General features: G+C 74.6%; 30 protein-coding genes. 15 read left to right on the plus strand and 15 right to left on the minus strand.

The window, feature by feature from the left end; all coding sequences use genetic code 11:
* Nucleotides 1-194: 194 nt before the first annotated feature.
* Nucleotides 195-800, minus strand: a complete 606-nt coding sequence (locus ACFV57_RS17020; protein ID WP_385231953.1) for a hypothetical protein — start codon at nt 798-800, stop codon at nt 195-197.
* A 253-nt stretch (nt 801-1,053) separates the two neighbouring features.
* Between ACFV57_RS17020 and ACFV57_RS17025 the strand changes: the two genes are divergently transcribed.
* On the plus strand, nt 1,054-1,782 hold the full coding sequence (locus ACFV57_RS17025) for a CBS domain-containing protein (RefSeq protein ID WP_385231956.1): 729 nt from the start codon (nt 1,054-1,056) through the stop codon (nt 1,780-1,782).
* Between the two features lie 124 nt (nt 1,783-1,906).
* Here the strand turns inward: ACFV57_RS17025 and ACFV57_RS17030 are convergent, their stop codons facing one another.
* From ACFV57_RS17030 to ACFV57_RS17045, 4 genes are all read right to left on the minus strand, one after another.
* Nucleotides 1,907-2,320, minus strand: coding sequence for an ATP-binding protein (locus ACFV57_RS17030; protein WP_385232074.1), 414 nt, complete (start codon nt 2,318-2,320; stop codon nt 1,907-1,909).
* Nucleotides 2,321-2,358: 38 nt separating this feature from the next.
* Nucleotides 2,359-3,177 (minus strand): MEDS domain-containing protein, encoded by an 819-nt coding sequence (locus ACFV57_RS17035; RefSeq protein WP_385231963.1) that lies wholly within the window; start codon nt 3,175-3,177, stop codon nt 2,359-2,361.
* 228 nt (nt 3,178-3,405) lie between these two features.
* A complete protein-coding gene (locus ACFV57_RS17040; protein WP_385231966.1) occupies nt 3,406-4,245 on the minus strand; it encodes an MOSC domain-containing protein in 840 nt (279 codons plus the stop codon).
* 94 nt (nt 4,246-4,339) lie between these two features.
* Complete coding sequence (locus ACFV57_RS17045; protein WP_385231969.1) at nt 4,340-4,804, minus strand: DUF6643 family protein; 465 nt, start codon at nt 4,802-4,804, stop codon at nt 4,340-4,342.
* 263 nt (nt 4,805-5,067) lie between these two features.
* On the opposite strand from ACFV57_RS17045, the gene ACFV57_RS17050 reads away from it, so the two are divergent.
* Nucleotides 5,068-6,528, plus strand: a complete 1,461-nt coding sequence (locus ACFV57_RS17050) for a TerD family protein (protein WP_385232077.1) — start codon at nt 5,068-5,070, stop codon at nt 6,526-6,528.
* On the opposite strand, the gene ACFV57_RS17055 is transcribed toward ACFV57_RS17050, so the two are convergent.
* Nucleotides 6,468-7,625, minus strand: a complete 1,158-nt coding sequence (locus ACFV57_RS17055; RefSeq protein WP_385232080.1) for a glycosyltransferase — start codon at nt 7,623-7,625, stop codon at nt 6,468-6,470. The two genes, ACFV57_RS17050 and ACFV57_RS17055, sit on opposite strands and share 61 nt — an antisense overlap.
* 129 nt (nt 7,626-7,754) lie before the next feature.
* Here ACFV57_RS17055 and ACFV57_RS17060 point away from each other — a divergent pair, with 129 nt between their 5' ends.
* From ACFV57_RS17060 to ACFV57_RS17070, 3 genes are all read left to right on the plus strand, one after another.
* Nucleotides 7,755-8,555 (plus strand): glutamate racemase, encoded by an 801-nt coding sequence (locus ACFV57_RS17060; protein WP_385231972.1) that lies wholly within the window; start codon nt 7,755-7,757, stop codon nt 8,553-8,555.
* Nucleotides 8,556-8,615: 60 nt separating this feature from the next.
* Nucleotides 8,616-9,230, plus strand: a complete 615-nt coding sequence (locus tag ACFV57_RS17065) for a hypothetical protein (RefSeq protein WP_385231975.1) — start codon at nt 8,616-8,618, stop codon at nt 9,228-9,230.
* Between the two features lie 85 nt (nt 9,231-9,315).
* A complete protein-coding gene (locus tag ACFV57_RS17070) occupies nt 9,316-9,795 on the plus strand; it encodes an NUDIX domain-containing protein (RefSeq protein ID WP_385231978.1) in 480 nt (159 codons plus the stop codon).
* Nucleotides 9,796-9,828: 33 nt separating this feature from the next.
* Here the strand turns inward: ACFV57_RS17070 and ACFV57_RS17075 are convergent, their stop codons facing one another.
* Both ACFV57_RS17075 and ACFV57_RS17080 read right to left on the minus strand, forming a co-directional pair.
* Nucleotides 9,829-10,452, minus strand: a complete 624-nt coding sequence (locus ACFV57_RS17075; RefSeq protein ID WP_385231981.1) for a hypothetical protein — start codon at nt 10,450-10,452, stop codon at nt 9,829-9,831.
* A gap of 139 nt (nt 10,453-10,591) precedes the next feature.
* The gene (locus tag ACFV57_RS17080; RefSeq protein ID WP_385231984.1) at nt 10,592-11,701 is read right to left on the minus strand and encodes a hypothetical protein; all 1,110 of its coding nucleotides are present in this window, start codon (nt 11,699-11,701) and stop codon (nt 10,592-10,594) included.
* Between the two features lie 228 nt (nt 11,702-11,929).
* Between ACFV57_RS17080 and ACFV57_RS17085 the strand changes: the two genes are divergently transcribed.
* Together ACFV57_RS17085 and ACFV57_RS17090 are read left to right on the plus strand one after the other, a co-directional pair.
* The gene (locus ACFV57_RS17085; protein ID WP_385231987.1) at nt 11,930-12,133 is read left to right on the plus strand and encodes a CsbD family protein; all 204 of its coding nucleotides are present in this window, start codon (nt 11,930-11,932) and stop codon (nt 12,131-12,133) included.
* 101 nt (nt 12,134-12,234) lie between these two features.
* The gene (locus tag ACFV57_RS17090; RefSeq protein ID WP_385231990.1) at nt 12,235-12,435 is read left to right on the plus strand and encodes a hypothetical protein; all 201 of its coding nucleotides are present in this window, start codon (nt 12,235-12,237) and stop codon (nt 12,433-12,435) included.
* A 9-nt stretch (nt 12,436-12,444) separates the two neighbouring features.
* On the opposite strand, the gene ACFV57_RS17095 is transcribed toward ACFV57_RS17090, so the two are convergent.
* On the minus strand, nt 12,445-13,269 hold the full coding sequence (locus ACFV57_RS17095) for an SAM-dependent methyltransferase (RefSeq protein WP_385231993.1): 825 nt from the start codon (nt 13,267-13,269) through the stop codon (nt 12,445-12,447).
* A gap of 319 nt (nt 13,270-13,588) precedes the next feature.
* Here ACFV57_RS17095 and ACFV57_RS17100 point away from each other — a divergent pair, with 319 nt between their 5' ends.
* The 5 genes from ACFV57_RS17100 to ACFV57_RS17120 all read left to right on the plus strand — a co-directional run bounded on the left by ACFV57_RS17100 (nt 13,589) and on the right by ACFV57_RS17120 (nt 19,310).
* Nucleotides 13,589-14,164, plus strand: a complete 576-nt coding sequence (locus ACFV57_RS17100) for an RNA polymerase sigma factor (protein WP_385231996.1) — start codon at nt 13,589-13,591, stop codon at nt 14,162-14,164.
* A gap of 2 nt (nt 14,165-14,166) precedes the next feature.
* On the plus strand, nt 14,167-14,883 hold the full coding sequence (locus tag ACFV57_RS17105; RefSeq protein WP_385231999.1) for a hypothetical protein: 717 nt from the start codon (nt 14,167-14,169) through the stop codon (nt 14,881-14,883).
* 161 nt (nt 14,884-15,044) lie between these two features.
* Nucleotides 15,045-16,289 (plus strand): NAD(P)/FAD-dependent oxidoreductase, encoded by a 1,245-nt coding sequence (locus ACFV57_RS17110; RefSeq protein ID WP_385232002.1) that lies wholly within the window; start codon nt 15,045-15,047, stop codon nt 16,287-16,289.
* Nucleotides 16,290-16,314: 25 nt separating this feature from the next.
* Nucleotides 16,315-17,718, plus strand: coding sequence for a 2-oxoadipate dioxygenase/decarboxylase family protein (locus ACFV57_RS17115; protein WP_385232005.1), 1,404 nt, complete (start codon nt 16,315-16,317; stop codon nt 17,716-17,718).
* 56 nt (nt 17,719-17,774) lie between these two features.
* A complete protein-coding gene (locus ACFV57_RS17120) occupies nt 17,775-19,310 on the plus strand; it encodes an aldehyde dehydrogenase family protein (RefSeq protein ID WP_385232008.1) in 1,536 nt (511 codons plus the stop codon).
* A 27-nt stretch (nt 19,311-19,337) separates the two neighbouring features.
* Here ACFV57_RS17120 and ACFV57_RS17125 read toward each other — a convergent pair whose 3' ends face one another.
* The 3 genes from ACFV57_RS17125 to ACFV57_RS17135 form a co-directional block, all read right to left on the minus strand.
* A complete protein-coding gene (locus ACFV57_RS17125) occupies nt 19,338-19,691 on the minus strand; it encodes an STAS domain-containing protein (protein WP_385232011.1) in 354 nt (117 codons plus the stop codon).
* Between the two features lie 232 nt (nt 19,692-19,923).
* A complete protein-coding gene (locus tag ACFV57_RS17130) occupies nt 19,924-20,118 on the minus strand; it encodes an antitoxin (protein ID WP_385232014.1) in 195 nt (64 codons plus the stop codon).
* Between the two features lie 109 nt (nt 20,119-20,227).
* Nucleotides 20,228-20,740 carry a DUF5949 family protein gene (locus ACFV57_RS17135; protein WP_385232017.1) on the minus strand — a complete coding sequence of 171 codons (513 nt, stop codon included), beginning with the start codon at nt 20,738-20,740 and terminating at the stop codon, nt 20,228-20,230.
* Between the two features lie 251 nt (nt 20,741-20,991).
* Here ACFV57_RS17135 and ACFV57_RS17140 point away from each other — a divergent pair, with 251 nt between their 5' ends.
* Nucleotides 20,992-21,432, plus strand: a complete 441-nt coding sequence (locus ACFV57_RS17140) for a hypothetical protein (RefSeq protein WP_385232020.1) — start codon at nt 20,992-20,994, stop codon at nt 21,430-21,432.
* A gap of 54 nt (nt 21,433-21,486) precedes the next feature.
* Here the strand turns inward: ACFV57_RS17140 and ACFV57_RS17145 are convergent, their stop codons facing one another.
* The gene (locus ACFV57_RS17145; RefSeq protein ID WP_385232023.1) at nt 21,487-22,074 is read right to left on the minus strand and encodes an AAA family ATPase; all 588 of its coding nucleotides are present in this window, start codon (nt 22,072-22,074) and stop codon (nt 21,487-21,489) included.
* A 228-nt stretch (nt 22,075-22,302) separates the two neighbouring features.
* Nucleotides 22,303-23,031 (minus strand): TetR/AcrR family transcriptional regulator, encoded by a 729-nt coding sequence (locus ACFV57_RS17150; RefSeq protein ID WP_385232026.1) that lies wholly within the window; start codon nt 23,029-23,031, stop codon nt 22,303-22,305.
* Nucleotides 23,032-23,159: 128 nt separating this feature from the next.
* Here ACFV57_RS17150 and ACFV57_RS17155 point away from each other — a divergent pair, with 128 nt between their 5' ends.
* Entirely contained in the window at nt 23,160-24,911 is a 1,752-nt protein-coding gene (locus tag ACFV57_RS17155; protein ID WP_385232028.1) for a CocE/NonD family hydrolase, read from the plus strand.
* Here the strand turns inward: ACFV57_RS17155 and ACFV57_RS17160 are convergent.
* A complete protein-coding gene (locus ACFV57_RS17160; protein WP_385232030.1) occupies nt 24,869-25,255 on the minus strand; it encodes a nuclear transport factor 2 family protein in 387 nt (128 codons plus the stop codon). The two genes, ACFV57_RS17155 and ACFV57_RS17160, sit on opposite strands and share 43 nt — an antisense overlap.
* 196 nt (nt 25,256-25,451) lie before the next feature.
* On the opposite strand from ACFV57_RS17160, the gene ACFV57_RS17165 reads away from it, so the two are divergent.
* Nucleotides 25,452-25,817, plus strand: a complete 366-nt coding sequence (locus ACFV57_RS17165) for an ArsR/SmtB family transcription factor (protein ID WP_385232033.1) — start codon at nt 25,452-25,454, stop codon at nt 25,815-25,817.
* The last annotated feature ends 89 nt before the right edge of the window (nt 25,818-25,906 follow it).

Genomic DNA, 25,906 nt, shown 5'->3' on the forward strand with positions numbered 1-25,906 from the left:
TCCGCGTTCGTGTGCCCGGGACCCCAGCCGGGAGGCTGGCCGCTCCACCGTAGCGCGCCCGGCGGGCCCCGGATGACATGGTCAGCCTGTATGTGCGGGAGTGCCCGGACCGTCCGTACGGACCGGCCGCGCGCGGGTCCGGCAGCCGCCCGGGGCGAGGCGCCATGGCCCCCGACCCTGTCCGCCGCGGCCGTTCAGCTGCCCGCTCCGGCCCGGCCCCAGTCCTGGCCCGCGCGCTCCCACGCCCGCTCCCAGCGCCGGTACCGGCACACCAGCATCCGCCGCACCACCAGCCGCCGGCCGCCTTCGGCCGCGCCCGCCGCGACAGCCGCCGCGCCCAGCCCCGCGAGCACGGCGTGCGCCCCGGCGGTGCCCGCGTCCATCGGCCGCGGCACGACCTGCCCCCGGCCGTCGGTCCAGATCCGGAACCGCCCGCCCTGCTGCACGGTGCGCGGCGCGGCGACCTGGCCGCTGTGCCCGCTGCCGTCCCGCGCGGTCCAGTGGGCGTCCACCCGGCGATGCATGTCGCGCGCGGCGGAGGCCTCCGGGTCGGAGTCCACGGCGGCGCGCGGCACGGCCCGGTCCGCCGTCGCCCAGACCTGGTGCCGTTCCTGCGCCTGCGTCCGTACGGACCGCAGCAGCGCGCCCTTCGCGGCGCTCCCCGCGGCGCAGCCCGCGACGATGCCGCCCACCGCGATCAGCAGGGCGGCGGCCAGCGCCACCCACGCCTCCAGGAGGTCGGTCGTCCGGCGCAGCGGATTGCGCCGCCACTGCCACAGTCCCGCGATGACTCGTACCACGTCGTGCCCCCTCTCCGTGTCCGCAGGTACCTCGGTGCGGCGCGGGTCATGCACGGACGGGGCGAACGGGGAGCGAAAGCACCGGCCGAGGCCGCCCGGTCCCCGGGTGGACGAGGGAGCCGGGCCGCGTACGGTGCGGGCCGCGTGCGGCCCTCCCTCACCTGAGGGGCGCGAACCGTAACGCCGGGTGCGCGACCTTCAGCCGCCCCCGGCGGCGGCCGACACTGTATCCCGGCGTGAGGGAGGCCCCGCGATGGATCACCGACAGGTCGGCCGGCTCATGAACACCGAGGTCGTCAAGGCGCGTTACAACACGTCGTTCAGGGAAGTCGTCAACCTGCTCAGCAGGCACCGCAAGACGGGACTGCCCGTCGTGGACGCCGACGGCAAGGTCCTGGGCGTCATCTCCGAGACGGACCTGATGTTCCGCCAGGCCGCGCAGGACATACTGCAGAACCGCTGGTACAACCGCCGCCGGCTGACCGGCAGCGCCCGCGCGGCCCGGGCCAGGCAGCGCAGTCTGCGGGCGGGCCAGCTGATGACCTCGCCGCCGGTGACGATCGGCCCTCACCAGACCGTCACCGAGGCCGCCCGGCTGATGGTGGCCGGCAAGCTGGACCGGCTGCCGGTCGTCGACGCGGAGGGCCGGCTGTGCGGCCTGGTGACCCGCAGCGACCTGCTGAAGGTCTTCCTGCGCCCGGACGAGGAGATCCGCGAGGAGCTGATCACCGATGTCCTGGTGCGCACCCTCGGCCTCAAGCCCGGCGCGGTCAGCGTGTCCGTACGGGCCGGGGTGGTCACGCTGTCCGGGCGGCTGGCGCGCAGCAGCGAGGTGGCCGTGGCGGTGCGGCTGGCGGGGCGCATCGACGGGGTCGTCGCGGTGGTGGACGCACTGGGGTACGAGCACGACGACGCGGCCGAGCAGCACGGCGAGCAGATCGTGCGCGACCGGGCGCAGGAGTGGCTGCGGGACTGCGAGTAACGGCCATCGGGAGAATGGGGCGGGCGCCCCGGCGCGTCCGGTGCGTACGGTTCGCGCCCCTGCTGACGCCACCGCGCCCGCGCGCTCGTCACCACGCGCGCCCGTCACCGCGTCCGCGCGTGCCTCACTGCACCCGTACCGCCAGGGTGACCTCGGCGCCCCGGGCCTCGGGTGCGCCCCCGTTGCCCTCGCGGACCACGAACCGGTCCGCCACCAGGCGCGCGAGCCACAGCCCGCGCCCGTGGTGTGCTCCGTCGAGCCCCGGCAGCAGTTCGGGGATCACGGTTTCGCTGAAGCCGGGACCGGAGTCGCTGATACGGCACTCCAGTTCGTCACCGATGCGGCGCAGCACCAGCCGTCCCGAGCCGCCCGCGTGTTCCACGGCGTTGCCCGCGATCTCGTCCACGGCGAGGACGAACTCCCCGCGCCGCGGCTCCGCCAGGCCCTCGCGGACCGCGCACTCCTCCACCAGCAGCCGCAGCTGCGGCAGCAGCCGTGCGGTGAAGCGCCGTTGCAGCAGACAGGTGGTGCTCCGCATATCGACCGGTCCGTCCTCGGACATGGCCGGTTCCGGGGTCAGCACGGCCGTACCACCTCCGTCGTGGTCAGCCGGCGCACCGCGCCCGCGCCGAGCCGGTGCAGCGTACGGGCCTGCACGTGGTCGCAGCGAATCTCGACGAGGTCGTGGTCTTCAGCCTGGTCGGCGAGCCCGATCAGCGCGCCGGCGCAGCCGGCCGACAACAGGTGCAGCCGGGTCAGGTCGACGGTGAGCCGGCGGACGCCGCAGGTGCCGGACAGCGCCAGTTCCAGGGCGGTGGTGAACGCGTGGCGGGCCCTGGCGTCCGCGTCGCCGATGAAGCGCACGCTGCCGTCCGCGCCGCGCACCGACTGCAGGGTGCCCAGCCGGTCCAGCAGGCTGCGCGGGTGCGCCCGGTCCATCGCGTGCAGCACCTCGCGGCCGAACCAGCGGCGGTCGTAGGCGCAGATCTCGCTGTACGGCCGCCCGTCGAACAGGGCGTCCGCGTGTGTCTCACGGTGCATCATCACCCGCACGTCGGCGTTCAGGTCGGGCACCCACCGCATGTCGATGAAGGCCCGCAGGCCGGTGAAGCCCTCGTCGGCGGCCCGTGACGTCTCCGAGTGCAGCCGGCCGATCTGCCGCTCCGGTGTGAACCGCAGGTCCGGGCGGATCAGGCCGCGCATACTGCTCAGCACCAACTGCCCCCGTTCACGGGCCGTCACGGTGCTGCGTCCGGTGAAGTCGAGCCGGGCCAGCACCTCGGCCTCCGGGAGCCATGGATCGGGGAAGAGCATGACCTTCTCGCCCTGGGCGAGGCCGAGCCGGACGAAGGCGGTCATGACCTCCCAGCGCACCTCGTCATCGTCGTAGCTCACAAAGGCGTGGTCCCCGGGACGCATGTGCTGCACCGGAATGAGACGGTCTCCGGGCGGTTCCCAGGACGGCATCGGCACCTAGACACTCCCCACGGCCCCCGCTGGCGGTTTCGCCGTGCGCTCACTGTAGGCAGCCGGACACGCGCCCGCAATGCGGCCCCGCGTTCCACGGACCGGGGCGTGGCCGGGCGGCGGCGGACGGGGCGTCAGGTGTGTGGCGTACGGGACTCAGGCGCGTGGACGGCGGGCGAGCACCTCGAAGGGGTCGCCGACGCGCAGGGTGCCGGTGCCCTCCGGGATCAGGTTCTGGCCGAAGACAAGCTGGTCACCGAAGCGGCGGTGGCGGGCCAGGGTGCGCAGCGGCTCTTTGCCGCGCTGCCCGGTCCGCTGGTCGGTGGTGGTCATCACGCACCGGCCGCACGGTTTCACCACGCGGAAGACGACTTCTCCGATACGTATCCGCTGCCACTCGTCCTCGTCCCAGGGCGCGGTGCCGTCCACCACGACGTTCGGCCGGAAGCGGTCCATCGGCAGGGGGCTTTCCTCGGCGTGACCGCCCTGGGCGACCAGGGAATTGAGGGCGTCGAGCGAGGAGGTGGTGGTGACGAGCAGCGGGAAGCCGTCGGCGAAGCTGACGGTCTCGCCCGGCCGTGCGTACGCGGGGTCGGCGGGCCGCCGGCCGGCCGGGTCGTCCAGGTGCACCAGTTCCACGGCCGCGCCCAGGAAGCCGCTGAACCACTCGGCGGCGGCGCCGGACGCGGGCACCGCTTCGACCTTGTCCCCCCACACCTCGACCGTGACCGTCGCGCCGGGCTCCGGCACCTCGACGGTCAGCGGCGGCAGGTCCGGTGCCGTCAGGCGCAGCGCGCCGCCCGGCAGTTCCTCGGCGGCGGCCGTGGCCAGCCGCGGCCGGGCGCGCTGGGTGACGAACCGGCGCCCGGCGTCGACGAGCATCCAGCGGCGGTCCCCGGCGAGCCCCCACGGTTCCACGACCGCCTCGCCGGGTCCCGAACCTGCGACGGATTTGACCGGATACCGGTGGATGGCCTGGAGGAAAGGGTTCAGCACACCCTCATCCTGCCAGGCCCCTGCGGCGGCCCCGTCACCGGTGCCGCCCGGTCGCGCAGGACCGGCTTCTCCGCCCGCGTACGGATCGTCCAGGTCAGTACCCGCGGGGGTACTGCTGGCGGCCGCCGTACGGATCGTCGTACGGGGACGGCGCGGGCCGCGGGGCGACCGGGCCGGCCGGGCGCATCGCGTCGTATCCCGTGCCGCCGTTCCCGGCGGGGCGCTGGGGCTGTTGCTGCGGGGCCGGGTAGCCGCGCGGGCCCGCCGCCTGCTGCGGGATGTACGGCGCCGGGGCGCTCTGCAGCGGGGCGACCGGCTGGGCCGCGGCGCCCGGATAGCCCTGGCCGGAATACGGCTGGGAGGGCGCGGCGGGAAGCGCGGGCAGCGCCGACGGCAGGGCCGGCATGTACGACGAGCCCGTGTCATAGGACAACTCGACCCGGATCGGGGCAATCTGCGGGGTGCCGCGCTCGGCGACGAGGGAGTCGTAGATCGGGGTGTCCGGGAAGGACGGCGAAGCGTAGTAGCCGCCGCCGTAGGTAGAGCGGGGGGAGGTCATACCTCTTAAGTTAAGCCCACGATGTGCCGGTTGGGGAGCCTGAAAAGAGGGTTGTTTCACGTGTCGCGTGCAGCCTCCGATCCACAATGTGAGCGAACTTGGCAAAATCGGTCGCGATCGCCCGTAGGGATCGTGTAAAGGCCGTGTCCACATCAGATGAACGGCGGACATTTTTCGGCAAGTAGGTTGGAACCTGCCACGGTGAAGGAGGGCGCCGCACGGGGGCCCGGCGAGCGATGCGAGAGGAAGGCGCCACGATGTCGATGCCCAAGGGGAGCAATGTCGCCGTACCGGCCACGTCGGTACGGCTGGAACTGGGCTGGCGCACCGGACCCGGCACCCCGGACGTGGACGCCTCCGCGTTGCTGCTGACCACGGCCGGACGGGTCCGCGACGACGCCGACTTCGTCTTCTACAACCAGCCCGCGCACGCCTCGGGAGCCGTCCGCCACGAGGGCAAGCGGCCCGCCGGGGGCACCGTGACCGACAGCCTGGCCGTCGACCTGGCCCGGCTGGAGCCCGCCGTGGACAAGGTGGTGCTCGCCGCCTCGGCCGACGGGGGCGCCTTCGGCCGGGTCGCCGGGCTGTGCATCCGGGTGCTCGACGCGGCAGGCGGCGCCGAACTGGCCCGCTTCGACAGCCAGGACGCCACCTCCGAGACCGCTTTCGTGCTCGGGGAGCTGTACCGCAGGCAGGGCGCCTGGAAGTTCCGGGCGGTCGGGCAGGGGTACGACACCGGGCTGGCCGGGCTGGCCACGGACTTCGGCATCAGCGTGGAGGAGGAGCCCCCGGCCGCCGCCCCGGCCCCGCCGCCCGCCGCCCCGGCCCCTCCGGCCTTCACCCCGGCCGCTCCGCCCGCCGCGCCTTACGCCCCGCCCGCCCCGCCCACCGGATACCCCGCCCCGCCCACCGGGCAACCGGCGGCGTCAATTCCGCCCCCGTACGGGGCGCCCGCGCCGCCGCCCGCGCCCGCGCCGCCCGTGAGCCTGTCGAAGGTCACCCTCACGAAGGAGGCCCCGGCCGTCTCCTTGACGAAGCAGGGCGGCACCTCGGGCGCGATGCGGGTGAACCTGAACTGGCAGCAGGCCGGTAAACCCGCCGCCCGCCTGGGCAAGAAGCTGGGCCGCAAGACCATGGAGGCGCTCGGCGCCCGCGGCGCGCTGCTGCCGCAGTCCGGCGACCTGGACCTCGACCTGTGCGCGCTGTACGAACTCACCGACGGCAGCGCGGGCGTGGTCCACCCCATCGGCGGCAATTTCGGCGCGCTGCACACCCCGCCGTACATCCAGCTCGACCAGGACGACCGCACCGGCGCCGTCGCGGCGGGCGAGAACCTGACGGTCAATCTGGACCACCAGGACCGCATCCGGCGCATCCTCGTCTTCGTGACCGTCTACGCGGGCGCCCGGAGCTTTCGAGGGGCTGCACGCCACGGTCACGCTCCAGCCGCAGTACGGCGCCCCCGTCGACTTCTCGCTGGACGAGTGCACCGTCCCGTCCAACGTCTGCGCCCTCGCCCTGATCACCAACACCGGCAGCGAGCTGGTCGTGCGGCGCGAGGCCCGCTACCTGGTGCCCGCGCCGGGCGTCAGCCCGCAGCGCACCGTCGACGAGGCCTATGGCTGGGGACTGAACTGGTCCCCGGCCAGCAAGTGAGCGCCGCTCAGGACGCTCCGGGCGCCCCGTACGTCCGGCCCTTCCAGGCGGCCCCGCGCCCCCGGTAGTGCTGGACGGCGGAGTCGACCGTCATCAGCAGATAGAGCAGCGCGGTGCACGGCAGCAGCGGCGCGAGCCACAGCGGCTGCCGGTAGTAGCGCAGCATCGGCAGGTACGTACCGGCCATCACCGCCCACGCCGCGCCGCCCAGCGCCGCGGCCGTCGCGCTGCCGGCCGCGAGACCGGCCGCCAGCGCGACGGGCGGCGCCAGGTAGACCAGCGCGAGCCCGGCCACCGTCCCCGCCAGCAGCAGCGGGTTGTGCCGCAGCTGGGCGTACGCGCTGCGCGAGACCATCCGCCACAGCGAGCCCAGACCCGTGTACGGGCGCACACTCTCCACCCGGTCGCCCAGCCCCAGCCAGATCCGGCCGCCCGCCCGCCGCACGGCCCTGGCCAGCGTCACGTCGTCGATCACCGCGTGCCGGATGCTGTCGGGGACACCGGCCCGCTCGGCCACCGCACGCCGCAGCAGCACACAGCCCCCGGCCGCGGCGGCGGTGCGCGCCCCCGGCCGGTTCACCCATCGGAAGGGATACAGCTGCGCGAAGAAGTAGACGAAGGCCGGGACGATCAGCCGCTCCCAGAGCGACACCACCCGCAGCCGCGCCATCTGCGACACCAGGTCGAGATCGGCCGAGCGCGCCGCGGCCACCAACTCGCGCAGGCTGTCCGGGGTGTGCGCGATGTCCGCGTCCGTCAGCAGCACGTACTCCGCGTCACCGCGCTCCCGGACGAACGCCATGCCGTGCCGTACCGCCCACAGCTTGCCCGTCCAGCCCGGCTCCGGCTCGCCGGGCGCGGTGACGGTCAGCGGCAGCCCGCCCTGACCGGCGGCCAGTTCCCGGGCCAGCGCGCCCGTGCCGTCCGTACTGCCGTCGTCGACGAGGACCACCTCGGCCCGCCCCGGGTACTTCTGCGCCAGCAGGGACGGCAGGCTCACCGGCAGCACGGCGGCCTCGTCCCGCGCCGGGACGATCACGGCGACCGGCGGCCAGCGCTCCGGGTCCTCGCGCGCGGGCAGCCGTACGTCCGTACGCCAGAAGAAGCCCTGCGCCAGCGCCAGCCACACCCAGGCCGCCAGCGACCCGGCACCGATCCACTCCATCGCTCCCACGCCCGCAGTCTGCCGCACCGGCCCCCGCCGCGGCCGGAACCCGCCGGACCGGCCCGCGGACGCGACGTACAGGGATCACCGGTATGACAAGCGCGGCCCGCCCCGGCGTAAAGTGTCCGGGTGAAGATCGCGCTCATGGACTCCGGTACCGGCCTGCTCGCGGCGGCCGCCGCGGTACGGCGGCTGCGGCCCGACGCCGACCTGGTGCTCTCCTGCGACCCGGACGGGATGCCCTGGGGCCCCCGCCCGCCGCACGACGTCGCGGCGCACGCGCTCGCCGTCGCGCGGGCCGCGGCGGCGCACCGGCCGGACGCCCTGATCGTCGCCTGCAACACCGCCTCCGTGCACGCGCTGCCCGCCCTGCGGGCCGAGCTGGAGCCCGGACTGCCGGTCATCGGCACCGTCCCGGCCATCAAGCCCGCAGCGGCCACCGGCGGCCCCGTCGCCATCTGGGCCACCCCGGCCACCACCGGCAGCCCGTACCAGCGCGACCTGATCGAGCGGTTCGCCTCCGGTGTCGAGGTCACCGGCGTGCCCTGCCCCGGTCTCGCCGACGCCGTGGAGAGCGCCGACGAGGCCGCGATCGACGCCGCCGTGGCGGCCGCCGCCGCGCACACGCCAAGTGACGTACGGACCGTCGTCCTCGGCTGCACCCACTACGAACTGGTCGCCGAGCGCATCCGCGCCGCCCTCCAGCAGCCCGGCGCCCCCGCACTCGTCCTGCTCGGCTCCGCCGAGGCGGTCGCCGCCCAGGCGCTGCGCCGCATCGGGGCGGACCCGGCCCCCTCGGCCGGACCCGCCGGCAGCGTCACCGTCCTCCTGAGCGGACGGCCGGGACACCTTCCCGAGGCCGCGCTCGCCTACGACGAGGGACGACTCCTGTCCGGCGCCGCACAGACCGGTGAACCCGCCCGCCACTGAGGCCCCGCCCGTGCGCGCGACACGCTGCCAGGGCGGGCAAAGACGCGTACGCTGCGTCTCATGAGGGACCACCCCCAAGAGGGGGCAGCAGCCCCCGGCGAGCACGGCGTCCCCGACGGCGACGGCGCGGGCTCCGGCAGTCACCTGGACCCCGCGGACCTCCCCGAGGTGTGGAGCGGACGCGCGACCAACCGGGTGCAGTGGCTCCTGGCGGGCATCGGCGCGGCCTGCATGGCGCTCGGCATCGAGCTGGCCGTGGACAGCGCCTGGACGTCCGGCCTGGCGCCGCTCCTGATGTCGGTGGTGGGCTGCGTCCTGGCCGGACTGCTGGTGCTCTTCGGCACCCTCGCCTTCGTCCATGTGGCCGTACGGGTCGACAAGGACTGCCTTGAGGTGCGGTGCGGGCACATGGGGCTGCCCCGCCGCCGCATCCCCCTCGAACACGTCGTCGGTGCGGACTTCGCGCCGCGGGTCACCCCGCGCCACTGGGGCGGCTGGGGCTACCGCTGGCGCCCCGAGCAGGGCACGGCCGTGGTCGTGCGCCGGGGCGAGGCCGTGGTGCTCCGGCTCGGCGACGGCCGCAGCTTCACGGTCACGGTCGACGACGCCGAGAACGCGGTGCGCTGCATCCGCGGCAGATGCGGCACGGACAAGGACCGGGCCGCGGGCACCTGAGCCGGCGCGGAGCCCGTACCGCCCGCGCCCCGGGCCCGGAGCGCGGTCCGCGCCCCCGCCTCCGGGTGGTCGTTAGGGTGCGGGTATGGCGACACCTGACTTCATCCGTGACATCCGGGCCGGAATCGGCCACCAGCTCCTGTGGCTGCCGGGCGTGAGCGCCGTGGTCTTCGACGAGCGCGGCCGGGTGCTGCTCGGCCGCAGAGTGGACAACGGCATGTGGTCGATCATCGGCGGTATTCCGGAGCCGGGGGAGCAGCCGGCCGAGACCGCGGTGCGCGAGGTCTTCGAGGAGACGGCGGTGCACGTGGTGCCCGAGCGGGTGATCCTCGTCGAGGCACTGCAGCGGGTCCGCTACCCCAACGGCGACGAGTGCCAGTTCATGGACACGTCCCTGCGCTGCCGCGCGGTCGGCGGCGAGGCGGCCGTCAACGACGACGAGTCGCTGGAGGTGGGCTGGTTCGCGCTGGACGCCCTGCCGGAGCTGGAGGAGTTCGCGGTGGCGCGGATCAAGATGGCCCTGGACGACGGACCGGCGTGGTTCGCGGGGATCGACCAGGCGTGACCGAGGCCGCGTACAGCGGCCCGGTGCGGCCCGTCACACCCGGGCCCACGGGTAGCGGATCGAGGTCTGCGACTCCTCGCCCCCGCCGGGCAGCTCCGGGATCTCCGGCATCCCGGACTGGCCGGGGTCGCCCGGCGACTGCCCGGGACCGTCCGGGGGAGCGGAGCGGCCCGCTTCCTCGGTGTGCATCTGCTGCCGGCCGCCGTCCTTGCGGCAGCTGCTCAGCCAGGTGCCGGTGGGCCCGCTCTCGTACTGGCACTCCCAGCCCTGCACCGTCAGCGACGGCCGGTCCGCGTCCGCCTTGCGGAAGAACTCCGCCATCACGCTCCGTGCCTCGCCGCAGCCCGCGGTCGGCCCGGCGCCGGGACCGGAGAACAGCCGCGCGGTCAGGCCCTCGCCCATCGCGTCGGGCAGCGCGCCGCAGTCCAGCGGCTGGCCCGGAACGGCGGAGCCGGACCCGCCCGGCTCGGACGGGCTCGCTCCGCCGCTCGCCTCCGGGCCGCCGGACGGACCGCCCTTGAGGCTCTTCGTGGGGCTCGCGCCCGGGGCGGAGCCGGAGGCGGCGGACGAGGCCGCGGTGTCGTCCGGTCCGCTGCCGCCGCACGCGGCGACGGTGAGGGCGAGCAGTGCGGTCGGTACGGCGATGAGCCGGCGCATGTCGAACTCCTTCGGCCGCGGGTCACGCAGGCGGGGACGCTCCGCCGTACGGACGCTAGGAGCCCCGCGCGCGGGCTGCGATCCGGAACGGGCGAACGGGTGAACGCCGGGCCCGCCGTCCGCCCCGTCCGCCGCCGCCTCAGCCGAGGCGTTCGATGTGCATCCGGGCCGTGGTGCCCGGGTAGAACGATGTGGTGCCGACGGCCCAGTAACCGGCCGTGCCCGGAATCCGCGTCAGGTCCGTCATCAGCGCCGTCTCCGGCATTTCAGGGCCGCGCTCGCCCACCCAGGACGCGCCGTCCCAGCGCAGGTAGTGCGAGCGTTTCTGGTCCCAGAAGTCCCAGCCGGTGATCCGGTCGGGACGGCCCCGCCCGTCCCCGGTGATCGAGCTGAGCAGGCCGACGGAGTACGGCGCCTTCACCGGCGACCAGCGGGCGCCGTCCCAGTGCTCGAAGTGGACGCCGGGCGGCTTCCCGGGCGGGCCGCCCACTCCGTAGCCGAAACCGGTCAGCCAGATGTCGTCGTGGGCCACCGGGAGCAGCCCGGAGACCGTCGCACGGATGCCGGTGGTGTGCGGGAGGACGGTCCAGGCGCCGTCCCAGCGCGCGATGACGTCGCCGTACACCCAGACCTCCCCGCCGGGCGTCACGTGGACGTGTCCGGGGGTGGGGGCCGCGGCGTCCGGCAGCGGTGCGCACCAGCGCCATCGGCGGCCGTCCCAGTGCAGCAGCCCGGCGCGGTCACCGTGCCGCCCCGAGGCCCACGCCCGGCCGTCCGGTGTGGCCGCGACGTCGGTGACGGTGGTGCCGGTGCTGCCCTGGCCCGGGTACGGCGTCTTCTGCCAGGCCGAGCCGTCCCAGGCCAGCAGCAGACCGCCGGCGCCGACCGCCCAGGCCGTACGGGCGTCGGCGGCCGTGACCGCGGTCAGGGCACCGGCGGAGGACAGCTGCCCCAGGTCCGTACGCGACCAGGCGCTACCGTCCCAGCGGACCGCGAGAGCCGTCCCGTCGCCGCTGCCCATTGCCTCCACGCCGACGGCCCACGCGAGACCGGGCCCGGCGGCGGCCACGCCGTACAGCCGGGCGCCCGGCCGCGCGTCGGGCACCGGGACGGCTGTCCAGGCGGGAACCGGGGCGGGAGCGGAGGCGGCGGAGGGCGCCGCGGCGGTCGCCGGGCCCGCGGTGGCGGTGAGACCGAGGCCCGCGGCCGCCGTGCCCGCGAGACCGCCGACGAAGCTGCGTCTTCGCATGAGTGCGTCCTTGGAGTCGAGGAGGGTCCGGGACTGCGGGGGACACCTTGGCCCCGGGCGCCGGAGAGGTCAATGGACGCGGTGGGACGACCGCGCGGGAACGGCCGGTGCCCGTGCGGCCGGTGGCGGGACGACGCCCCGCGCTACCGGTAGCCGCCTCCGGATGCGGCCCCTGCCCGGCTGCGGCAGCGTGGTGCTGTCCCACCAACCGGACCGAGGGAGCAGGACATGGGCGACGACCGGAGCGCCATGGACAAGGCCAAGGGCAAGGCCAAGGAGATGGCAGGCAAGGCCACCGGCGACGACCGGCTGAAGGGCGAGGGCCGCACCGACCAGGCCAAGGGCAAGGCCAAGGACGCGATGGACGAGGCCAAGGGCAACGTCCAGGGGATGCGGGACTCCCTCAAGGACAAGGGCGACAGCAAGGACTGACCTGGACGGGCGCCCGCGGCGCCCCGGCCCGTACCCCGTCCTCCGCACACCGGTGCGGTCGGCGGGGTGACCCGCGCGCCGGGACAGTCGTTGTGCACGGCATGATCAAAAAGATTGCCGCAGCGGCCCTCCTGGCGGGCTCGGTCGCCACCACGGCACCGACCGCCGCCCAGGCCGCCGGAATTCCCCAAGTCCTGAGCCGGACCACCGCGTCGACCGCGGAACTCGTCTCCCAGCTGCCGCACATCCACGGCCTGAGGCCGCCGCCCGCGTTCGCCTTCCAGCAGGCCGGCGGGAAGTAGCCGCCCGCGTCAGGGCTTGCGCGCCACGGCCGCGTACGAGGCGGCCTCGGCGTCCCCGACCTGCGTCGCCTCGCGCGGGTCGTCCGGGCGCCAGAGGTGCGACAGGGTGATGCCCGGCTCCAGCAGTTCCCAGCCCTCGAAGAAGCGGGCGAACCCGGCCTCCGTGCGGTACGCCACGGACGTGCCCGCCGCCGCGTAGATGTCCGAGATCCGGGCCATCGCGCCGGGCGCGAAGTCGGCCGTGGCGTGGGTCATGGCCAGAGTGCTGCCACTGGGCAGGGCCGCCTTGAGGCGCTCGACGACGCGGTGCGCCCGGTCCTGCCCGTCGTCCGGCACGAAGTGCATCAGGGCGTTCAGGCTCAGCGCGACCGGGCGGCCGAGGTCGAAGGTCTCGCGGACCCGCGGCGCGGTGACGATGCCGTCCGGATCGGTGACGTCCGCCTGGAGGTAGGCGGTGCGTCCCTGCGGCGTGCTGCGCAGCAGGGCCGCGGCGTGCGCCAGCACGATCGGGTCGTTGTCCGTGTAGACCACGCGGGCGTCCGGCGCGATGCCCTGGGCGATCTCGTGGAGGTTGGGCGGGGTGGGGATGCCGGTGCCGATGTCCAGGAACTGGCGCAGGCCCGCCCGCGCCAGGGCACGCGTCGCGCGGTGCATGAACTCCCGGTTGACGCGCGCGGCGACCGCCGCCGACGGGAAGACCTCCAGCACGTCGGCCGCGGCGGCGCGGTCGGCCAGGAAGTTGGTCCGGCCGCCGAGGAAGTAGTCGTAGATGCGCGCCGAGTGGGCCCGGTCGAGCTGCAGGTCCACCACCGGTTCGCCGTGCTGCTCGCCCATCGCGGTCCGCCTCCCCTCGTACGGCTGCCGCGGGAGCACTACCCGCGGCGTCCCCGGTCATGCCGCGGGCGCGTGCCCCGCGCCCGGCCGCCTCCAAGTAAGCACGGGAACGCTTCCGGTGAGATTTCTTCGGGGCCGGTGCCACAACGGGGCGGGTTTTCCGCTTCATTGGAAGAGAGGGCCCGCCCTCCCGCTGATGCCGGGGCCTGCCGGCCTCCCGGACCGCGGCGAACGGAACGAGGAGTCACGTGAGCACGTACCGGGACAGCCCCTCGCCGCGCGGCCCCGGCCCCGGGCGGTACCGCCGGAGGGGGCGGTCATGACCCGTGACCTGCAGCGGTCCGCCGGCCCGTTGTGCCGGGCCGGCCGGCGGACGGCCGCCGCCTTCGAGGCGTTCCACGAGACGCACTACCGCAAATGGCTGGCCTACGCCTATCTGCACACCGGCGGCGAGGACGCGGCCCTGGAGGTCACCGGCGCCGCCTACCAGCGATTACGCCTGTGCTGGCCGTACGCGCTCAAACAGTCCTCGGTGGATTCCTACGCCTGGGCCGTCCTCAAGGAGTCCGTCGTCGACTGGCTCTGCCGGAACCGGCGCACCACGGCCCTGACGCAGAGCGCCGCCTTCGCCGTCGTCACCCGCGCCCTGCTGCGCGAGTGCCAGCAGCAGTTCGCCCTGCTGGAGAGCCAGCTGGGGCTGTACGAGGCGATCGCGCGGCTCCCCGAGCGCCAGTGCGACGTGATCGTACTGCGCCATGTCGTCGGCTACTCCGACGGCCAGATCGCCGCACTGCTCGGCGTCGACGAGGCCACCGTCCGCTCCCACGCGAGCCGGGGCAAGCGCAGGCTCGCCGCCGCACTGGGCATCGCACCGGGCCCCACGAAGGGAAAGTGATCATGCCGCACACCCGACGGCCCGGCCGGGACACCGTCGAATCCCTGCTGGCAGCCGCCGCCGACGTACTCGCCGAGTCCTACGGCGCCTACGACACCGTGGCGGCGCGCGACCGGCTCACCGGCGACACCTGCGAGGGCGCGGGGCCCGCGTACCCGCCCGGCCCCCGCCCGGACGCCCCGGCGCCCACCGCCTACCCGAGCGCCCACGACGAGGCCACCCACGAACTGGACCTGGCCTGCGCCCTGGTGGTCAACGCCGCCGCGGCGGCGGACAGCCTGGCCCGGCTGGTCGACGACCACCGGATCGACCCCGAAGGCGCCCTGGTCTTCGCCTGCCTGCTGCACATCACCGGGCGCGCCGAGGCCGCCGACTTCTGGTGGCGGTTCGGTGCCGGCGGCGGCAGCCGCACCGCGGCCTACTGCCTGTACCTCTCCCACCGCCGGCACGGCGAGTTCCGCGACGCCGCCTACTGGCGTACGCAGGCCGCCCACGACCCGGACGAGGAACCGCCGCCGCCCGCCGACTTCGACGCCGGGAAACTGCTGCCGGACGCCGCCCGGCACGCCCTGCTCGTCCAGTGGCACAGCGGCCTCGCGCCCACCCTGCCCGCGGCCCTGGAGAACGTCATCAACCAACTCACCGTCGCGGACGACGACGAGGACTTCGGAGAGATCCCCCGCCCGTCGCCGACCCTGGTGGACGACCTCCGCCGGTGACCCTCCGCCGGTGACCGCGGCCGGAGGTGGGTCCGGGGCGATCCGAAGGACACGGCCGCGGTCCGCCGCGCCGGGGCGGACGCCGCATGGACGCGGCGGTCCGCGGCCGTCACCATCGAGACCGACGGCACCTCCCGGCACCCGGCGGAAAGGCGTCCCGCATGCACCGCAGTACGGCCACGGATCACGGCACGGCAGCCGCCCCCCTTCCCGAGCGCGCCGACGTCGTGATCATCGGCGGTGGTGTGCTCGGCGCGAGCATCGCGTTCCACCTCGCGGAGGCGGGAGTGACCGGCGTACTGCTGCTGGAGCGCGACCGGCCCGCCGCCGGCTCCTCGGGCAAACCCATCGGCGGCGTACGCGCCCAGTTCTCCGACCCGCTCAACATCCGCATCGGGCGGCGCAGCCTGGAGGCGTGGCGCGCGTTCGGCGAGCGGCCCGGCGCGGACATCGGGTTCGAGAGCGCCGGGTACCTCTTCCTGCTCGGCGACGACGCCGAACTCGCCCTCTTCGAAGAAGGGGTGGCGGCGCAGAACGCGCTCGGCGTGCCCAGCCGGATCACCGGCCCGGCCGAGGCCGCCGCGCTGTGCCCGTACCTCGACCCGGACAGCATCGTCGCCGCCGCCCACTGCCCCACCGACGGCTACGCGCTGCCCGGCGCCGCGGTGACCGGCTACCTGCGCGCGGCCGTCCGGCGCGGCGCCGCCGTCCGTACGCACTGCCCCGTCACCGCGATCGACACCGAAGGCGGCGCCCTCGAAGCGGTACGGACACCGCGCGGCACCGTACGCACCACCACGGTGATCTGCTGCGCGGGCGCCTGGTCGGCTGAGGTCGGCGCGATGGCAGGCGTACGGCTGCCCGTCACACCGCTGCGCCGGCAGATCGCCTTCACCGGGCCGCTGGACGCGCCGCCGCCCCGCATCCCTTTCACCCTCGACTTCACCTCCACGGCCTACTTCCACAACGACGGCGCGGGCGGGCTGCTGCTGGGCATGTCCGATCCGCGCCAGGAGCCCGGATTCGGGCGGGAGTTCAGCCGGGAGTGGCTGGCGCCCTTCCGCGAGGCCGCCGGCCGCCGGGCACCCGCCCTGGCCGACATGCCGGTCGCCCACGGCTGGGCCGGCCTGTACGAGACCACCCCCGACAACAACGCCCTCATCGGCGAGGCCGCGGACGTCCCCCGCTTCCTGTACGCCACCGGCTTCTCCGGCCACGGCTTCCTCCAGGCCCCCGCCGTGGGGGAGCTGGTCCGCGACCTCTACCTGCGCCGGGAGCCGTTCCTCGACATCGGCCCGCTGGCGGCCACCCGGTTCGACGGCCGGGCGGCGGACGCGGCCGAGGGCAGTGCGGGGCGCGGCAGTCCGGGGCGCGGCGGCGCCCGCCCGGAGGCACACATCATCTGACGCCCGGCAACGCTCGGAGGACCGCATGATTGCCACCTGGCGGCTGCGCGCCGCCTTCGCCCGCCGGCTGTCCGGCATGTACGGCACCGAAGTCCCCGCCTACACCACCCTTCTGGAGGTGACGGGCGAGGTGAACGACGAGGCCGCGCGCCACGGCCCGGAAGGGCGCCGGGAGGCGCGCCGGGTCGCCGTGGAGCGGCACGGCGCCATCCGCGTGGGCACGCCCCGCGAACTGCGCCAGGCCGCCCAGGTGTTCGCCGCGCTGGGGATGCACCCGGTGGGCTTCTACGACCTGCGGGACGCCACGGGCGGGGTACCGGTGGTCTCCACCGCCTTCCGGCCCGTCGAGCCGGAGGAACTCGCCCGCAACCCCTTCCGCGTCTTCACCTCCCTGCTCGTCACCGCCGACCGCCGGTTCTTCGACGCCGGACTCCAGGCCAGGCTGGAGGCCTTCCTGGACCGCCGCACCCTCTTCCCGCCCGAACTGCTCACGCTCGCCGGACGCGCCGAACGCGAACACGGCCTCGTACCGGAGCAGGCGGAACGCTTCCTCACCCTGGCGGTCGCCGCGTTCGAACTGTCCCCCGAGCCGGTGGACCGCGCCTGGTACACCGAACTCGCCCGCGTCTCCGCGGTCGCCGCCGACATCGGCGGGGTGACCAGCACCCACATCAACCACCTGACACCCCGCGTGCTGGACATCGACGCCCTCTACCGGCGCATGGCGGACCGCGGCATCACGATGATCGACGAGATCCAGGGGCCGCCCCGCTGGGACGGGCCCGACGTCCTGCTGCGCCAGACCTCCTTCCGCGCGCTGGACGAACCCCGCGCCTTCCGCGAACCGGACGGCACCGTCACCACCGGCGCGCTCCGGGTCCGGTTCGGCGAGGTCGAGGCGCGCGGCATCGCGCTGAGCCGCGCCGGACGCGCCCGCTACGACGCGCTCACCACCGAAACGGACCGGCGGCTCGCCGAGCAGGGGACCGGCGGCCCGGCCGACCGCCAGGACGTGGCCCGCGCCCTCTGGGAGGACGGCTTCCCGCGCTCGGAACACCGGCTGGCCGCCGAAGGGCTGGGCTGCTTCACCTACGCCCCGGCAGCCGCCCGCCCCCGCGACGGACGGCGCCCGCCCGCCGACCTCGCCGGACTGCTGGACCACGGCTGGCTGACCGCCCGCCCGATCGTCTACGAGGACTTCCTGCCCCGCTCGGCCGCCGGGATCTTCAACTCCAACCTGACCGGGCACGGCACACGGGACGCTGCCCGTACCGGAACGCACTACGACGAACACCGGCTCGCCGAAGTCATCGGGCGCCCCGTACACGACCCCTTCCGGATCTATGCCGCCCAGCAGGGCGACTCGCTGCGGCAGGCACTGGACGCCCTGGGCGCGGCCGAGGCCCGCCGCAACCTGTGCCCCTCCTGACCGCCGCCCACCGCCCCCGACCGCATGCCCCCGAGCCCCGAAGGAGCCACTCCGCCGTGAGCACCCCCGCCCAGCTCCCCACCACCGACGAACTCCGCGACCTGGCCGCCGACCGGCTGCGCCGCTGCGGCGTCGCCACCGTCCCGCAGGGCAGCGGAATCACCGCCCGTACGCCGCTCACCGGTGGCGTCCTGTACCGGCTGCCCGCCGCCACCGCGGAGGAGGCCGACGAGGCCGTCGCCGCCGCCGAGGCGGCGTTCCGCGTCTGGCGCACCGTCCCCGCGCCGCGACGGGGCGCGCTGGTCAAGCGGTTCGGCGAGCTCCTCACCGCCCACCAGGACGCACTCGCCGACCTGGTCACCATCGAGGCCGGCAAGATCCGCTCCGAAGCGCTCGGCGAGGTACGCGAGATGACCGACGTCTGCGACTTCGCCGTCGGGCTCTCCCGGCAGCTCTACGGGCGCACGATGGCCTGCGAACGCCCCGGCCACCGCCTCACGGAGACCTGGCACCCGCTGGGCGTGACCGGTGTGCTCTCCGCCTTCAACTTCCCCGTCGCCGTCTGGTCCTGGAACACCGCCGTCGCCCTGGTCTGCGGCGACCCGGTCGTGTGGAAGCCCTCCGAACAGACCCCGCTGACCGCCCTGGCCTGCGACGCCCTGCTGGCCCGCGCGATCGCCGACACGGGCGCGCCCACCGCCCTGCACCGGCTGCTCCTCGGCGGCCGGGAGACCGGCGCGCTGCTCGCCGACGATCCGCGCGTCGCGCTGCTCAGCGCCACCGGCTCGGTCCGGATGGGGCGCGAGGTGGCACCGCGGGTGGCCGCCCGCTTCGGCCGCTGCCTGCTGGAACTCGGCGGGAACAACGCCGCCGTGGTGACCGCGTCCGCCGACCTCGACCTGGCCGTACGCGGCATCGTCTTCTCCGCCGCCGGGACCGCGGGCCAGCGCTGTACGACCCTGCGCCGGCTGATCGTGCACGAGGACGTCGCGGACCGCCTGACGGAGAAGATCGTGCACGCCTACGAGCAGCTGCCGGTCGGCAACCCCCTCGACGACACCACCCTCGTCGGCCCGCTGGTCGGCCCCGCCGCCCACGCCGCCATGACCAAGGCCCTGGACGCCGCGCGGGACGACGGCGGCACCGTACTCACCGGCGGCGAACCGCACTTCGCCGATCAGGCCCCGGACGCCGCCTATGTACGCCCCGCGGTCGTCCGGATGCCGGCGCAGACGGACATCGTCCGCGCGGAGACCTTCGCGCCCATCCTGTACGTCCTGACCTACCGCACCTTCGAGGAGGCCGTCGCCCTGCACAACGGCGTGCCCCAGGGCCTGTCGTCCAGCATCTTCACCCGCGACCAGCGGGAGGCCGAGCGCTTCCTGGCCGCCGACGGCTCCGACTGCGGCATCGCCAACGTCAACATCGGTACGTCGGGCGCGGAGATCGGCGGCGCGTTCGGCGGCGAGAAGGAGACCGGCGGCGGCCGGGAGTCCGGCTCCGACGCCTGGCGCTCGTACATGCGCCGGGCCACCAACACCGTGAACTACTCGGACTCCCTGCCGCTCGCCCAGGGCGTCACCTTCCTGTGATCCCGGGACGGGCGTGCGCCCCGCGCGTCAGTTGAGGGTGCGGGCGGGCAGCAGCCGGTCGATCACGACGAAGCGTTCTTCGAGCGGCGCGAGGCGCAGCAGCCTGCGCACCACGGGGCGCGGGCAGAGCAGCACCAGCCGGCCCCCGCGGCCGGTCACCCGCTCGCGCAGCCGGCACAGCATGGCCAGGCCGCTGCAGTCCATGAAGGTGACCTGGCAGAGATTCACCACGACCATGCCGGGCCGGGGTGGCAGCGCCTCGCCGAGGACGGGCTGCAGGGTCAGCGTCAGGGCGAGGTCCAGCTCACCCCTGAGCGCGACCACGAACTGGTCGCCGACCATGTAGGTGTGCAATGCCGCGTCGGCGATGCGTTCCATCATGTCGCTCCCCCACCGGATGCGCAGGCCGCAGAGCGGCTCCTGAGCCGTGGCACCGGGGACTGGGGTGCGGGAAAACGGTAGCGGGACCCGTCCGGGGAGAATCGATCAGGCAAGCCTGTGTCCCTCGAACGGGTGAAGACTTGCGTTGCCTCTTGACGAGTGCGGCGGATCGCGACATGCGTCCCGGGCCGGGCGCCCTGACAGGCGGCGCCCGGCCCGGGACGGCACACGATCAGGACTGCGGCGGCTGGTCCTGGCCCTGATCCCGGCCGAGCTGGTCTCTGAGCTTGTCCTGGGCCGTGTCGACCTGGCCGCTGTACTTGCCCTGGGTCTTCTCGTCGACGAAGTCGCCGGCCTTGTCGACGCCCTTGCCGGCCTGGTCCTCGTGGCCCTTGAGCATCTGCTTGAGCTTGTCCATCACGGACATGAGTCGTCCTCCTCGCCACTCGCGCCCCCACACATCCAGGGTCGCCGCGTCCGGCCGGATCCGCATCCGGGGTGGCGCCCGGCGGCCTCCGCCGGGCCCGCGCCGGCCCCTAGGAGGAGGAGCCCTGCAGCCGGCGTACGGGGATGAGGCAGTGCGCGGAGCTCTTGATGACGCCCTCGTCGCCCGCGAAGGCCCGCAGCATGTCCTCGCTGACCGGGCCGCCGGGCGTGGCCTGCGGCCACGGGCGGGTCGCGAACATGCCGTACACCTGGCCCCGGTGATCGGCCGCGGCCAGCCACTCCGGCGGTACCGGGCACTGCGCGCTGAAGATCGGCATCGTCAGCACCGCCCGGCCGGCCTCGACGATCAGTGTGAGCGGGAGGCCGGGGGTGCGGGAGGCGTCCTGGAGCTCGCCGCCGACCAGCAGCCCGGCCTGGCTGAGCATGGTGCCCATGGCCTCCGACCCGGCCTCCGGGCCGTCCTTGCCGTCTCCGAGGGAGTAGGCGAGCAGGAAGGGCACATCGTGACCGTCCTCGGGGTGCGCTCCGCTCCAGCCGATCATCATGAGCGTGCCCAGCTGGCTGTGCGGAAGGTTGCCGGCAGTGGTCTGGGATGTGGTCATGGCGGGCACCTTAGTGACCTCGAAGAGCCGTCGTACGCGCGCTTCACCCGGTTGGCGGAGCCTCCCCGGCATCCCAGCCGAACGGGTTCCGGCCGGTCACCCGTACCGGCGACCGCGGACACCCCGTACGGCCGCGGGAGCGGCGGCCGGTTCGCGCGCCGTCCGTACGGGCACCATGACGGCAGGCCCGGCGGCGGTGCGGGACGCGGTGTCCCCGGCGCGGACACGGTGCCGGAGGGGAGCGCGGGCCGATGGAGCTTTCCGAGGTGGAATACCACGACCCCGACGACGCGTCGGGCAAGGAGGCCATGGCCGACTACGCCCGGCTGGCCTGCGAACTGACCGGCATGGAGCCCAGATACGGCGTTCCGGCGCTGGTCACGATCGCCCGGCGGGAGTCCGCGTACAACCACCCGCGCTGGCGGGTGAACACCACCGACGGCAACGCCTGGGGCCCGGTCATGGCCGACGGGCACCCGCGCAACTGCTCGCGCGGCGCCACCCAGTGCGTCCCGCCGACCTTCGCCGCGTACCACCTGTGCGGCACCGCCCGGACGCCGTACGACGTGGTGTCCTGCATGAGCGCGACGATCGGGTACGTCCGCGACCGCTACGGCGTCGACGAGTCCGGCTCGAACTTCGCGGAGCGGGTGCAGCAGGCCGACCCGACCCGGCCGCCGAAGGGGTACTGAAGCACCACGCGGGCCGTACCGCGCCCGCGGTAACGCCTCCTGGCCGCGCACGGCTCAGGCGATGGCGCCCTCCGTCCAGGCGCGGGCGAGGATCTCGTCCACGGTCTGCCCGACGGTCTGCTCCGAGGTGTCCAGCCACAGCCCGATCGGCGGGGTGTGCTCGCGCAGCGCCGAGTCGAGGTCGCGCACGCTCCAGTGCGGCCCGTACGCCGTCTTGGGCCGCCCCGCCTCCCGCTTCTCGACCGCCGCCGGGTCCGGGGCCAGCACGACCACGGCCAGCGGGCGGGTCCTGATGTGCTCGGCCATCTCGGTCAGGTGCTCGCCGAGCAGGATGTCCTGGGCGATCACGGTGAACCCGGCCTGCGCGTACTGGTCGGCGCAGGCGGCCGTCAGCCGGTGCCGCAGCCGCAGCTGGGCGAGGGCCGTCCCGCCCGCGTCCGGCGTCATCTCCGCCCGCCCCTGGACGACCATGCGCCGGAACGTGTCCCCGCGCAGGTGCACCGACCGCGTCAGCCGCTCGGCGAGCGCCTGCGCCACGGTGGACTTCCCGGCGGCCTGAATGCCGGTCAGGACCACGACCCCGGGGCCGAGCCACGGCCCCTGGGGCGCGGCGGGAGCGCTGTCGGTGGAGTGTGCCGTCATGGGCCGTCCGCCTTTCCGGAGAGGCGCTGCGGGGGAGCGCGGGGTGGTGTGCCGGGTGGTGCGGGAGTGGGCTGAAGTCCGAAATGCCGTTCCGTCCGGGCATCGTAGTGCCGTGCCGATCATGCCCGAACAGCTGATACACCACGGATTTCGCCGCACTATTGACGGCCGGTGGCGGACTCGCCGGTCCGCCGGACCGCCGACGGGTGTTCCGGCCGTCGGCCGGGGTCACCCCGCCGCGGTCAGTCCGTCGAGCATGCGGTTCAGGAGCCGGTCGAAGGTGGCGTCGGGGGAGGCGGCGCCGCCCGGTGCCGTCAGGGCCGCGGCGACCCGGGGGCAGGTGTCCGTGACGGCGGGGGAGCGCAGGTAGCGGGCCTGCGCGTCGTGGAAGGCGCGGCCGGTGCTGCCGGCCGCCTCTTCCTGGGCGAGTTCGTGGGTGACATGGCTCGCCACGAAACCGGAGAGCAGGCTGAAGACCTCCAGCCCCGCCGGGCCGTCCAGCCCGGCGGGCGCGAGGGCGGCGAGCGCGTACTCCAGGGCGGCGAGGGTGTTCGGGCCGAACGTCCGCCGCGCGGGCAGGGCTTCGGGCAGCCACGGGTGGCGCCGCATGATCGCGCGCTGTTCGTGGCAGAGGTGCCGCAGGTCGGCCCGCCAGTCGCCGGACGGCCCGGACGGCAGCGTGTGGCCGCCGCCGACCTCGTCGATCATCAGCTCCAGCAGCGTCTCCTTGTTGGGGACGTAGCTGTAGAGCGACATGGTGCCGGCCCCGATCCGGGACGCGACCGCGCGCATCGTGACCGCGCCGAGCCCTTCGGCGTCGGCGAGGGCGACGGCCGCGGTGGTGATCTCGGCGCGGCTGTGCGCCGGCGGGCGTCCGCGCCGCGGCCGTTCGGCCGGGGTCCACAGCGCCTCCGGATCGACCCCGGCGGCCCCGCCGGATGTGCCTGTACGGGTCACGGAAACCTCTCTCTGCCGTCCGCCGCCCATCCAATCATCCGCTATTCTCGTACGACGTACGAGAATGATGGCACGAGACAGGCCGGTCCGTACGGGACGAGCCGGTCCGCACCAGGAATCGAGGCACCGTGACGACGGCGACGCACCACCCCACCGCCAAGAAGCCGCCCCTGCGCACCCGGGCCCTGCGCCGCACCCTGCGCGGCATGCCCGCCGCACGCCACGACGTCGCCCTCGAACCCGGACTCGTCGTGCCCGCCGCCGACGGCAGCCCGCTGCTGACCGACCACTACTTCCCCCGCGCCGGCGGCGACTTCCCCACCCTGCTGGTCCGCTCGCCGTACGGCCGCGGCATCCCGTGGGCGCCGATGTTCGGCATGCTCTTCGCCGAACAGGGCTTCCACGTCGTCCTGCAGAGCAGCCGCGGCACCGGAGGGTCCGGCGGCGAGTACGCCCTGTGGCAGCACGAGGCCGCCGACGGCCAGGCGGCCGTCGAGTGGCTGCGCCGGCAGCCCTGGTTCACCGGGGTGCTCGGCACGATGGGGCCCAGCGCGCTCGGTTACGCCCAGTGGGCCCTCGCCGCCGACCCGCCACCCGAGCTGCGCGCGATGGTGGTCCAGGTCGGCGTGCACGACATGTACGGCTTCTTCCGTCCCTCGGGCCCGTTCGCCCTGGAGAACGCCCTGGTCTCCGCCGTCGGCCGGATGTACTACGGCCAGGGCACCCCGGCCTTCGCGCGCGCTGCGCTGCGCCTGCAACGCCACTTCCGGAAGGCCACCCGGTCCCTGCCGCTCGGCGACGCGTACGTGCCCGCCCTCGGCGGCCGGGTGCCCTTCCTCGACGAGGTGATGGCCTGCTCCGACCCGGACGACGCCTACTGGCAGGGGGCGGACGCGGGCGTCGCGGCAGGGCACCTGTCCGTGCCGACCAGCCTGGTCACCGGCTGGCACGACGTGTGCCTGGACCAGACGCTGCGGCAGTACGAGCGGCTGCGCCGCGCCGGTTGCGACACCACTCTGCTCGTCGGCCCCTGGACCCACAACTCCGCGATGCAGCAGGGCTGGCCCGAGGTCTTCGCCGAGACCCTCGCCTGGCTGCGGGCCCACCTGTGCGACGACCCGTCAGGCCTGCGGGAGGAGAGGGTGCGCGTCCACGTGGGGGGCCGCCAGGAGTGGCGCGACCTGCCCGACTGGCCCCCGGCGGCGACGGAACGGCGCTGGTATCTCGGCGCGGACGGCGCGCTGTCCTCCCGTACACCTGAGGCCGTACCGCCGCTGACCTTCCGTTACGACCCTGCCGACCCGACCCCCTCGGTCGGCGGGCCCCTGCTCGGCCGGACGGCCGGAGCCCGTGACAACGCGTCCCTGGAAGCCAGGGACGACGTGCTGACCTTCACCACCCCGCCGCTCACCGGACCGCTCGACATCCTCGGCACGGCCGCGGTGGAGCTGCGGGTCACTACGGACACCGGGTACGCCGACGTCTTCGCCCGGCTCTGCGACGTCGACGAGCGGGGACGCTCGGTCAACATCTGCGACGGGATACGCCGACTGGAGCCGGGAGCGTCGGGCGTGCCGGAGGTGCTGGGGGCGGCCCCCGGCGGCCGTACGGTCTCCGAGTCCGGCCCGGCTCCCGAACCCGGCCCGACCCCTGTGACGGTGGCGATGAGTGCCACCGCCCACAGCTTCGCCGCCGGACACCGCATCCGCCTTCAGATCAGCGGCGGCGCCCATCCGCGCTTCGCCCGCAACACCGGGACGGGTGAGCCCCTGGCGACGGCCACCCGGCTGGTGCCCGCCGAGATCTCACTGCACCAGCCGTCGGCGCTGGTCCTTCCTCAGACGAAGAAGGCGTTCATGCCGTCCACGTCGGACAGGTAGGTCTCGATGGCCGCGATCCTGCCGTCGCGCACCGTGCACACCGTGGACAGGTGCTCGTCCAGGACGCGGTCGCCGCGCCGCGCGGTGTTGTGCAGGGACAGCGCCATGTTGCGGGGGCTGACGAGGATGTGGAGCAGGGTGAAGTTCAGGCCGTACCCGGCGATCCGACGGGCGCGTTCGACGACGGCGTCCGCCCCGCTCGCCACCCCGGAGATCGTGTTGTCGCCGGGCAGTTCCCAGGTCGCGTCCTCGTGCAGCAGGGAGCGGATCGTGTCCCAGTCGGCGGTGGCGAGCGCGGCGTGGAACTGCTTGCCGAGGGAGTAGTTGTCCTCGTAGACGGTCATGCGGGCGGCTCCTTCACGCGGGAGTGGTACGGGCGGGCCGGTCCCGCGGACCTGCCGGCCCGTCAGTTCGTGTGTTCTAGAACAATAACAATGTGCGTGCCTTCCTCGGCAGGTGGCAACCGGGCGCGGCGGGGCGGGCGATGCGGAGGGGGCGGCAGGCGGGTCGGGTGTCGGTCCCTCCGCGTACGCTCGGGGTATGGCCGTACTGAGTCACCCCGATCGTGCCGAACTACGCATCGCGGACGTCCTGGAGGCGTTCGCGCACCCGATCCGGCTGCGCATCGTGCACCGGCTCGCGCGGGGAGCCGAGCGCTCCTGCGGCGAGCTGCTGCCCGAGGTGTCCAAATCCACCGCCAGCCATCACTGGCGCGTGCTGCGCGAGAGCGGTGTCCTCCACCAGCGCCGGGAGGGCCGCCGGCTGGTGATGCATCTGCGGCGCGAGGACCTGGAGGCCCGCTTCCCGGGGCTGCTGGATGTGGTGCTGGCCGCCGCCGGGGGCGACCCCGAGGTGGCGGCCGGCGAGCCGGAAGCGGTGGGGGCGGCCGGGGCGCTGCGGTCCTGACGGGCCCGGCTGCCGTGACGCCCGTCCGGCGGGGGCGTCCCCCGGCGGGGGCGTCCCCGGCTGCGGGCGCTCCCCGCTGCCGACGCATC

The sequence above is a fragment of the Streptomyces sp. NPDC059788 genome (assembly GCF_042732265.1).
In the GTDB taxonomy this organism is placed as follows: domain Bacteria; phylum Actinomycetota; class Actinomycetes; order Streptomycetales; family Streptomycetaceae; genus Streptomyces.

Coding starts and splice junctions, on each gene's coding strand:
- ACFV57_RS17105 (WP_385231999.1), top strand. CDS start 14,167: ATGCCGCACACCCGACGGCCCGGCCGGGACACCGTCGAATCCCTGCTG.
- ACFV57_RS17075 (WP_385231981.1), bottom strand. CDS start 10,452: ATGCGCCGGCTCATCGCCGTACCGACCGCACTGCTCGCCCTCACCGTC.
- ACFV57_RS17165 (WP_385232033.1), top strand. CDS start 25,452: ATGGCCGTACTGAGTCACCCCGATCGTGCCGAACTACGCATCGCGGAC.
- ACFV57_RS17030 (WP_385232074.1), bottom strand. CDS start 2,320: ATGCGGAGCACCACCTGTCTGCTGCAACGGCGCTTCACCGCACGGCTG.
- ACFV57_RS17070 (WP_385231978.1), top strand. CDS start 9,316: ATGGCGACACCTGACTTCATCCGTGACATCCGGGCCGGAATCGGCCAC.
- ACFV57_RS17100 (WP_385231996.1), top strand. CDS start 13,589: ATGACCCGTGACCTGCAGCGGTCCGCCGGCCCGTTGTGCCGGGCCGGC.
- ACFV57_RS17080 (WP_385231984.1), bottom strand. CDS start 11,701: ATGCGAAGACGCAGCTTCGTCGGCGGTCTCGCGGGCACGGCGGCCGCG.
- ACFV57_RS17110 (WP_385232002.1), top strand. CDS start 15,045: ATGCACCGCAGTACGGCCACGGATCACGGCACGGCAGCCGCCCCCCTT.
- ACFV57_RS17115 (WP_385232005.1), top strand. CDS start 16,315: ATGATTGCCACCTGGCGGCTGCGCGCCGCCTTCGCCCGCCGGCTGTCC.
- ACFV57_RS17050 (WP_385232077.1), top strand. CDS start 5,068: ATGCCCAAGGGGAGCAATGTCGCCGTACCGGCCACGTCGGTACGGCTG.
- ACFV57_RS17055 (WP_385232080.1), bottom strand. CDS start 7,625: ATGGAGTGGATCGGTGCCGGGTCGCTGGCGGCCTGGGTGTGGCTGGCG.
- ACFV57_RS17085 (WP_385231987.1), top strand. CDS start 11,930: ATGGGCGACGACCGGAGCGCCATGGACAAGGCCAAGGGCAAGGCCAAG.
- ACFV57_RS17130 (WP_385232014.1), bottom strand. CDS start 20,118: ATGTCCGTGATGGACAAGCTCAAGCAGATGCTCAAGGGCCACGAGGAC.
- ACFV57_RS17145 (WP_385232023.1), bottom strand. CDS start 22,074: ATGACGGCACACTCCACCGACAGCGCTCCCGCCGCGCCCCAGGGGCCG.
- ACFV57_RS17090 (WP_385231990.1), top strand. CDS start 12,235: ATGATCAAAAAGATTGCCGCAGCGGCCCTCCTGGCGGGCTCGGTCGCC.
- ACFV57_RS17160 (WP_385232030.1), bottom strand. CDS start 25,255: ATGACCGTCTACGAGGACAACTACTCCCTCGGCAAGCAGTTCCACGCC.
- ACFV57_RS17125 (WP_385232011.1), bottom strand. CDS start 19,691: ATGATGGAACGCATCGCCGACGCGGCATTGCACACCTACATGGTCGGC.
- ACFV57_RS17065 (WP_385231975.1), top strand. CDS start 8,616: ATGAGGGACCACCCCCAAGAGGGGGCAGCAGCCCCCGGCGAGCACGGC.
- ACFV57_RS17135 (WP_385232017.1), bottom strand. CDS start 20,740: ATGACCACATCCCAGACCACTGCCGGCAACCTTCCGCACAGCCAGCTG.
- ACFV57_RS17140 (WP_385232020.1), top strand. CDS start 20,992: ATGGAGCTTTCCGAGGTGGAATACCACGACCCCGACGACGCGTCGGGC.
- ACFV57_RS17045 (WP_385231969.1), bottom strand. CDS start 4,804: ATGACCTCCCCCCGCTCTACCTACGGCGGCGGCTACTACGCTTCGCCG.
- ACFV57_RS17095 (WP_385231993.1), bottom strand. CDS start 13,269: ATGGGCGAGCAGCACGGCGAACCGGTGGTGGACCTGCAGCTCGACCGG.
- ACFV57_RS17025 (WP_385231956.1), top strand. CDS start 1,054: ATGGATCACCGACAGGTCGGCCGGCTCATGAACACCGAGGTCGTCAAG.